The organism is Candidatus Neomarinimicrobiota bacterium, from assembly GCA_018647265.1.
Taxonomy (GTDB): Bacteria; Fidelibacterota; Marinisomatia; order Marinisomatales; family TCS55; genus TCS55.
This window is the reverse complement of the sequence record JABGTK010000163.1, coordinates 1-8,705: the sequence shown is the minus strand read 5'-3', so window position 1 is coordinate 8,705 and position 8,705 is coordinate 1. Positions and strand designations below refer to the sequence as shown.

Below are 8,705 nucleotides of genomic sequence, written 5' to 3'. Positions count from 1 at the left end.
CCAAGCAACATGCGCATTTTATCATAAACGAATTCTACCCCAGATTCCCCAACAAATTGAAAATGGTGATTTGAGTCTGCAGGGTTTATTAAATTGCATCAATACAGAAACGGTCAATATGAATCTAAATGAAAATGAATTCACCAATATGAATACACCGGACGATCATGAAAGAATGGTTCTGGAAATAAAATGACTGAGTTATGAATTTAGTTCAAATAATCCCAAATAAAACATAATGTAGATTAAATCGAAATGAAATCAACCTACTTAATATTAATAGCACTAACTCTGACAATGACATGTATCGTTTCACAGGATGTAAAACAGAAAATTTTATACAAAACAGAAACTGCTGTTTCATACTATAGCAAAGATGTAATGCAAGGCGATAAATATATGCAGGAAATGTGTGTGTTTGACTTCTATTATCCTGATAATATAAAGGATTTTCCTACCATTATATGGTTCCATGGAGGAGGGTTAACTGAGGGGGAGCGCTATATTCCGGACTATTTAAAAGATCGAGGGGTTGCAATTTTGGGAGTAGGATATCGACTCTCTCCCAATGTTAAAGCAGTAGAGTGTATAAAGGACGCAGCGGCAGCTACTGCCTGGGCATTCAAAAATATAAAAAAATACGGGGGTAATAATGAATCAATCTTTGTTTCAGGGATGTCAGCAGGTGGATACCTAACCTACATGGTCGGACTCGATAAGAGCTATTTAGCAAACTATGGAATTAATGCAAATCAAATTGCAGGACTTATACCATTTTCAGGACATGCAATTACACATTTTACCGTTCGTCAAGAAATGGGAATACCGGGGGAACAACCCATTATTGATAATATGGCACCCCTTTATCATGTTAGAGCTGACGCCCCACCACTATTGATTATTACTGGCGATAGAGAACTCGAGATGTTAGGACGATATGAAGAAAATGCATACATGATGCGTATGATGAAAGTGGCGGGGCATAATCAGGTAAATATTTATGAGCTAGACGGTAATAATCATGGCCAAATGAAACATCCAGCATTTCCTCTTTTACTCAGAGAAGTTGAAGCATTAACCAATAACAGATAGAATTAATTTTAGAGATTCAAGCTGAAGAATAAGAATACAACAAAAGACAAGATCCATTTAAACAAATTTTATCAAAAACGTTTGGGCAATTTACTAAAAGGCATCATTCTTAAATAACATGATGAAGAAACAAACAAAACCAATCCTCAATATAGTATTACTTGTCGGTACAATAATCTCCATGTTCTTTGTACCATGGATTTTGGTGAAGGCTTGGATTTTACCACTACCCGATACAGTTCAAGAACAAGTAAATGAAGCTATTGGTCATGGATTTGATGGAATGATTGTTTACGTAGACCAAACTGGGAAGCCACCGGAGTTTTATGCCGCGGGATGGCATGACCGGAAAAATAAAATTCCTGCCAACCCGAAAGCCTTATTCAAGATTGCCAGTATCAGCAAGTTATACGATGCTGTTGCTATCACCAAATTGGTAAATGACAATCGTTTGTCTTTGGATAAAACGCTCGCTGATTACTTTCCTGAACTTGTGGAAAGAATTGAAAATGCAGAAAAAATAACCTTAAAAATGATGGTGCAACATAGGAGTGGCATTCCCAATTACACCGACTATCCTGGTTTTTGGGAAAATCGACCGGAAAGCAGAGATGGAGTCCTTGAATTAGCACTTGATTTGCCGGCTAACTTTGAACCAGGTGAAGATTATGGTTATTCAAACACAAATTATTTGTTGATTCGAAAACTCATTAATAAAGTGGTCGGTTATAGCCATAGCCAATATATCAAGGAGAAAATTTTGATGCCACTCGGGCTGAACAATACGTTCAGTTCACTTAATGAAGTGAATATAGACGATGTTATGAGTGGCTATTACGTTGGGTATAAGGACGATCTAAAGACTGATGGCAATGGAATGTTAGCTACAGCAGAGGATGTGGGTATATTCCTTCGGGCATTAAACGATGGATCATTGTTCGATGAAGGGGAAAAGGAAATCTATTCTTCAATTTACGTGTACAAGCATACAGGTCTGGTTCCTGGCTATCAGAGTATTGCCAAATACCACAAAGACATCAACACGGTTGTTATTCAATTTAATAATACAACTAACTTTGATGGATATGACTGGAATTTATCTAAAATCATATATAGTCGTATTGTGAAAATCCTAAGAAATGAAAAACTTAATAGCAATGTATAAAAGGCATTAAAACGCCCTTTATTCCCAACGTTAAGGTTTAACCTTTTTTTATAGTTCATGTCTAATCATTATTATTTACCAATACCTGAGGCAAAATATTAAATGAAATCTAATCTGATACATATAATGCTTTTATCAATTTTTATTATTAGTTGTTCGGATAATGATGCGGACGAAGAATCAAAACTACTTGACACATCTTCTGATTCATCCGGTACTGTAACTAACCCCGTTACAGGACGAATTTGGATGGATAGAAATTTAGGCGCAAGTAACGTTGCCAGTTCATCAACTGATATAAATTCTTATGGTTCGTTATATCAATGGGGAAGAGACACTGATGGGCATGAGCTAAGGACATCTTCAACTACAAATACAGTTTCGAACACGACTTCTCCCGGCCATTCAAAGTTTGTTATCGGATATGACAATTGGATATCTCCCCAAAATGATTCTTTATGGCAAGGTGTAAATGAAATAAATAACCCAGGCCCTATAGGGTTTAGAATTCCCACAGTGGCAGAATGGGAAGCAGAAAAATTAAGTTGGGTGTCTAGTAATGCAGCAGGTGCATTGGCATCCGTTTTAAAATTACCAATGGGTGGTGCAAGAAGTCGAATGACTGGTGCCATTGGAAATGTAGGCAATTTTGTCGGCTATAGAACCAGCAACTTAAACGGAGCAGAGTCTCGCGTTTTAGGGATCAGTTTAAATAATGTATTAATTGGAAACAGAGCGCGAGGAGATGGAAATTGCGTTCGATGTATTAAAGATTAGGCCAGAGCCCAATTCATTATTGATCTAACTTTTCAATCCTTCTCTGATGTCGTCCCCCTTCAAAGGATTCATCCAGCCAAAAGTCTATAATATCACAAATTTCATCTTCAGACATAAACCGGGCACCCAAAGATAATATATTGGCATTATTATGCTCTCTAGAGAGTTTCACAATTTCTTTCGGACCATTATAAAAAACCGCCGCTCTTACACCTTTCACTCGATTAGCCGCCATAGCTTCTCCTTGTCCCGAACCGCCTAAAATAATTCCGCGACTTTCTTTGTCCGCCGCTACAGCGTGAGCACAAGGAAAAATAAAATCGGGATAATCGTCCAAAGCATCATATTCGTGAGCCCCATGATCAGTTACGGCGTGGCCTTTTTCAATTAAATAATCCCGAATGATATTTTTGAGTTCAAGTCCGGCGTGGTCTGTTGCAATATGTATTTTCATTTTCATTCCTGCCACGAAGACACAAAGGCTCTAAGGATTCTTTTATAATATATCTTTTCATTTTACTTAGTGTCTTCGTGCATTCGTGGCTATAGTAGTTTGTTTATATGATCTCTAATTTTTGATTCAACTTGATCTGCAGTAAAACCAAATTCCTGGGCTAAATCTTTCCCCGGCGCTGACGCGCCAAAATGATCAATACCAATTGAAAGTCCGTTAGGGCCAATATATTTATCCCATCCCATCGTGATTCCCGCTTCCATGGAAATTTTCATAGCACCTCGGCGTGGAATAAGTGCATTTATATATTCATGGGATTGCTGTTCAAATATTTCCCAACAAGGCATACTCACCACACGGATATTTTTATCATTCATTGTTGCAGCCACTTCCATTGCCAAACCAACTTCTGATCCTGTTGCAAGAAAAACCAAATCAGGATTTTCACAATCAACAACAGCATAAGCGCCTTTGGATACACCTTCAACGATTGCATCCATATCTTGACTCAAAACTTTCACGCCTTGACGAGTGAGCAACAATGCACTCGGCGTTTCCTTTTGATCAATTGCTAATCGAAAACATGCTGCTGTTTCTTTGGCATCTGCTGGGCGAAATACATTGAAATTGGGTATCGTGCGAAGTGCCATGGCATGTTCGATAGGTTGATGTGTTGGGCCATCTTCCCCAACCCAAAATGAATCGTGGGTGAATTCATGAATGACCCGACATTGTTGAATGGCTGCCAATCGCAGAGCCGGCCGTTCATAATCGGCAAAAACTAAAAATGTTCCTCCAAAAGGAATCACACCACCATGGAGTGCCATGCCATTCATTGCTGCTGCCATAGGGAATTCCCGTACGCCAAATGCAAGGTTACGCCCGGATCGATTTTCTCTCGTGAAATCTTCGTAAGTCTTGGCGAAATTTCCTGTATAATTTGACGGCTCCAAATCTGCTGAACCACCTACAATGGACGGCACTTGTTCGGCAAATTTATCAAGCGTGGTGCCGAAAGCTTTACGGGTGGCAATCGATGTACCAGCTTCAAATTTGGGATAATCTATATCACCCAATTGATCCATAACTGTTGCATTCCAAACCGATTTAAATGTGCTGTCTTCACAAGCGCTCGAGACTGCATTGTTCCATTCACTTACATTTTCGTTTAATGCTGCAAAACGGGTTTGGAAGTGATTCAGCACTTCTTCCGGTAAATAAAATGGTTCATCTGGGAGACCTAATTTTTCTTTGGTGGCATCAATCTCATCCTGTGGTAGTGGCGCACCATGAGTCTCATGATCTCCTTCCATATTAGCCGATCCCTGTGCCATTATTGTTGTTCCAATAATTAAACTTGGGCGATCAACGACTTGGGCTTTTTCAATAGCTTCTCGAATTTGTTCATGATCATGGCCATCAATTTCCTGAACATGCCAACCGAATCCTTCAAAAACCTGGGCATAATTGGTTGAATCAGCACGATCCACTTTTCCAGAAATTTGTGCATTATTAGAATCATAAAATACAATGAGTCGAGACAAACCCCAATGACCTGCCATGGAACCGGCACCCAATGTAATCGGTTCTTGAAAGTCGCCATCGCCGGCGACCACATAAGTAAAATGGCTGACCAAATCGCCAACCCGCGCCCGCAACATAGATTCGGCTGTGGCCATACCAACGGCCATTCCGAAGCCTTGTCCTAATGGGCCGGTGGTGGCTTCAACGCCGGGAATTTCAACTTCTGGATGGCCCGGCGTACGGCTGTGAAGTTGACGAAAATTTTGAATATCATCCATATTTAGCCAACCGATTTGGGTCAACATTGCATAAATAAGTGCCGATTCATGACCAGCTGAAAGAACGAACCGATCGCGGTTGAACCAATCGGGATTATTGGGATCAAAATTCAAATATTCAGTAAAAAGGATTTGGGTAAAATCCGCCGATGACATAGGTCCGCCACTGTGACCAGAATTGGCTTTGCGGACCGTATCCATGATCAATCCTTTGGTGACCGCCAGTGCAAATTGGTTTTGCTCCTCGGTAGTCCATTCTGAAAAAGTATCTATATCCTGGTATGTTCTCATTATAATTAGCCCCTAAGTACACTAAAGCGCACGAAATTTCCGTTTCTTTAACTTCCTTCTTGGCTTCCTAAGTTATAAAAATCTTTAATAGTTTGTACGGGATCATCCGCGCCAAAGACAGCAGAACCGGCTACCAATACATCGGCGCCTGCATCAATTGCTTCTTTTGCATTGTGGAGCTTAATGCCACCATCCACTTCGATTAACACTCTATCCTGCAAACACTGTTCTTTTAATCTTTTCTTAATATTCCGAATTCTTTCCGTGGATCCATCAACGTATCCCTGCCCACCAAATCCCGGCTCAACACTCATAACCAAAATGAGATCAACTTGATCATAGAATGGTTCAATATCTGATAATGGCGTGGATGGTTTTATCGAGATTCCCACTTGCGTCCCGGTGGATTTAATAAGGTCGATCACCGATTGGGGATCATCCGTTGCCTCAATATGGAATGTGATTAAGTCCGCACCTGCTTTTGCAAATGGTTCTACCAGTTTTTCTGGTTCAATCACCATCATATGGACGTCCAGAAATTTATTCGTTTTAGGCCGTATCGATTTCACCACAGGTGGGCCAATCGTCAAATTAGGGACAAATTGATTATCCATCACATCCACATGAATCCAGTGGGCACCACCTTTTTCGCATTGTGATAGGGCTGATTGCAGATTTGAAAAATCAGCAGATAAAATAGATGGAGCTAGCTTGAATTCTGAGGCCATTTGAGGAAGCAGAAATTAGGTGTTGGTTTGTGGATATTCAACGCTTGTTTAGTTGCATTATTTTTATTTTTCTTCTGGATAATGAAAGTTAACATCCTCTTCTAAACCATCACAGAGACTATTCCCAACAGGACAAGTATGGGCCGTGCGTTCAAGCAGTATTTTCTCCTTCTCTGAATAATTTTTCGGGAAATGGACATTAATCTTAATCACAGATATCCGCCGTGGATTTGCGCCCATTTCTTTCACGATATCCGCTTTTGTCCCATCCATATCAATATTGTGCTGCCGTGCCTTTATACCCATGACCGTTATCATACAACTGGCTAGTGATGTGGCCATCAGATCGGTAGGAGAAAACGCCTCACCCTTTCCCTCATTATCTTTCGGTGCATCTGTATGAATTCGATCACCCGATTCCAAATGAACCGCCTCCGTTCGTAAATCACCTAAATATTCAACTGTTGATATTTGTCCCATATTTTACTCCCTTTTATTGCTTTCTCATCCCGCCACAATCCTCTCCTTCAAGAGAGCTGTCCCGCAGAATACTGGACGAGGAGTAATATAAGTTTTGAATAAGAAAACACCATTTATTCATCCCATTCGTAACCGGTAACATTTCGGGATTTTGTATTGAGTTCAATTGAATTATAATCCTTTAATTCAGGACGGTAGTAATACATGATATAATAAGGTTGTTCATCACTAGCCCAAACCGAATCGGGGGCACCCAACATTTCAATCACAGCAGATTCATTGGGGGTTTCCTTTAAAAATTCCCAAATATCATATTCTGTCAGTAACCCCTCAGAAAGGGAATTCACGCCATCCGTTGGCAGTTTTGTTGGCGGTGGAATAAAGGGCTCCGGTAGCGGTGGTGTGCAAGCCCAAACTAAGGTGAGGATAAATAATAGTCGTTTCATCAGGGCACAAGATACGACGGTGGAAAATCTTCATCAATGTTATGAAAAAGAAAAAATTAGATTATTTATATATTTCCGATTTCACTACGGACCCAAATACCCCATATCCACCCTCTACAGTTTTTACCATTTCATTATAGGCTTGCGGTTTCAAGGTGACCAACGCCTGCAAATAGTCCGACATATTTTTATCGTAACTAAATATTTCAATCCGATTTAAAGGACCATTTTTTTCATGGTGAATCGGCACACTGTATTGAATCGATTCATTATTATTGGTAAACCGCTGGGCATAATCAATCCCCATACCATACACGGGATATACTTCGATTAAATGGATGGAGGAATCGGGTATGATATTCAACCCTAATTCTGTAGATATTGAACGATCTTCTACAATGATTGGTGGGATAGGAACAACCGTATTCCCCTTCAATACAGGGAATTCAGTATTGTCAATCTGAATGCTGTAAGATTCGCCGGATTTCGGAATAAAGTTTTCATTATCATAAGTTCCGGAATATTTAAATGGGAAAAGAGTCGTATCAATTTGATGATGAATGATTTGGACATGTGCACTATCAATTGTGGGTACAAATGCCAGTTCCAATTCAATTTCATGAAGTTGATATGCCCGTTCAACTCTAACAAAGGATGTACCATAATTTCTTTCATCCACGCGGAGGATGCCAAAAATATTGAGTCCCGGTTCGTATTCCGTTTCTTCGATATGGGTGGGCATAGGTCCCGGAGAAGTTGGCAGGTCGCAGGAAAGAATGCACAGAACGGAGAAAATGATGGTAATCTTTTTCATATTAAAACTCCAGCGTATATCCTGTACTAATTGATGGCGGCATAAAATTCCCGAACCCATAATAACCATATTCCGGGATATACATATACATGAATGGATTTCTCCTGAGGAATAAAACGTTATTAACCTTCATGGTGTAATAAGCCTTGTCCGTCCCTAAGTATTGGGCCAGCTGAAATCCGAAACCACTGCGGAGCTTCTTTCGCCATCCCAGATCCAATTTCATTCGCACGGGGTAGCGGACATTGTTTTTAACCGGTGTAATAAATTCACCATAAATACCCACATCATTGGCCAAGGGATTATACACAAAATGATTGGAAACACCTGTCTCCCATGTTTTAGGATAACCGGATGTAAGTTGAATGATAGTGCTGAATGTAATATTCCTGTTTATTCGATAAGCCAATAATGATTTAATTTGGTGTGTTTGATCGCCGGTGGCGAAATAATAATCGCCCCCCATGACCGATGGATAACTGCGCTTACTCACGGACCATGCATAACCCACCCAGCCAGAAATGCGATTCCATTCTCCTTTAACCATACCTTCTAAACCATAAGAAAAACCTTTCCCTCGCTCCAAAGTTTCTGTTTCTGATTTTGCCTTCAGGGCCAATTGGTAATCATATTGATATAGGACAGACATATCTTTG

The 8,705-nt window shown here is 40.1% G+C and carries 11 protein-coding genes; 4 read left to right on the top strand and 7 right to left on the bottom strand.

Annotation, left to right across the window (positions count from 1 at the left end):
- The 4 genes from HN459_09720 to HN459_09705 form a co-directional block, all read left to right on the top strand.
- Positions 1-196, top strand: a 196-nt coding sequence (locus tag HN459_09720) for a hypothetical protein (protein ID MBT3479717.1), incomplete at its 5' end; no start/stop codon positions are given.
- 59 nt (positions 197-255) lie between these two features.
- Positions 256-1,092 (top strand): alpha/beta hydrolase, encoded by an 837-nt coding sequence (locus tag HN459_09715; protein MBT3479716.1) that lies wholly within the window; start codon positions 256-258, stop codon positions 1,090-1,092.
- Between the two features lie 118 nt (positions 1,093-1,210).
- Positions 1,211-2,257, top strand: coding sequence for a beta-lactamase family protein (locus HN459_09710; GenBank protein ID MBT3479715.1), 1,047 nt, complete (start codon positions 1,211-1,213; stop codon positions 2,255-2,257).
- A 102-nt stretch (positions 2,258-2,359) separates the two neighbouring features.
- Positions 2,360-3,034: a hypothetical protein gene (locus HN459_09705; GenBank protein ID MBT3479714.1), complete on the top strand. Its 675-nt coding sequence runs from the start codon at positions 2,360-2,362 to the stop codon at positions 3,032-3,034.
- Between the two features lie 16 nt (positions 3,035-3,050).
- Here the strand turns inward: HN459_09705 and HN459_09700 are convergent, their stop codons facing one another.
- The 7 genes from HN459_09700 to HN459_09670 form a co-directional block, all read right to left on the bottom strand.
- On the bottom strand, positions 3,051-3,488 hold the full coding sequence (locus tag HN459_09700; GenBank protein MBT3479713.1) for an RpiB/LacA/LacB family sugar-phosphate isomerase: 438 nt from the start codon (positions 3,486-3,488) through the stop codon (positions 3,051-3,053).
- An 89-nt stretch (positions 3,489-3,577) separates the two neighbouring features.
- Entirely contained in the window at positions 3,578-5,581 is a 2,004-nt protein-coding gene (gene tkt / locus HN459_09695) for a transketolase (GenBank protein MBT3479712.1), read from the bottom strand.
- Between the two features lie 47 nt (positions 5,582-5,628).
- A complete protein-coding gene (gene rpe, locus HN459_09690; protein MBT3479711.1) occupies positions 5,629-6,309 on the bottom strand; it encodes a ribulose-phosphate 3-epimerase in 681 nt (226 codons plus the stop codon).
- Between the two features lie 63 nt (positions 6,310-6,372).
- Positions 6,373-6,789, bottom strand: a complete 417-nt coding sequence (locus HN459_09685) for an OsmC family protein (protein MBT3479710.1) — start codon at positions 6,787-6,789, stop codon at positions 6,373-6,375.
- Positions 6,790-6,902: 113 nt separating this feature from the next.
- Positions 6,903-7,235 carry a hypothetical protein gene (locus tag HN459_09680; GenBank protein ID MBT3479709.1) on the bottom strand — a complete coding sequence of 111 codons (333 nt, stop codon included), beginning with the start codon at positions 7,233-7,235 and terminating at the stop codon, positions 6,903-6,905.
- A gap of 61 nt (positions 7,236-7,296) precedes the next feature.
- Positions 7,297-8,049, bottom strand: a complete 753-nt coding sequence (locus tag HN459_09675; protein MBT3479708.1) for a hypothetical protein — start codon at positions 8,047-8,049, stop codon at positions 7,297-7,299.
- A gap of 1 nt (position 8,050) precedes the next feature.
- Positions 8,051-8,705 (bottom strand): hypothetical protein (locus HN459_09670; GenBank protein ID MBT3479707.1); only part of this gene is annotated, 655 nt, incomplete at its 5' end.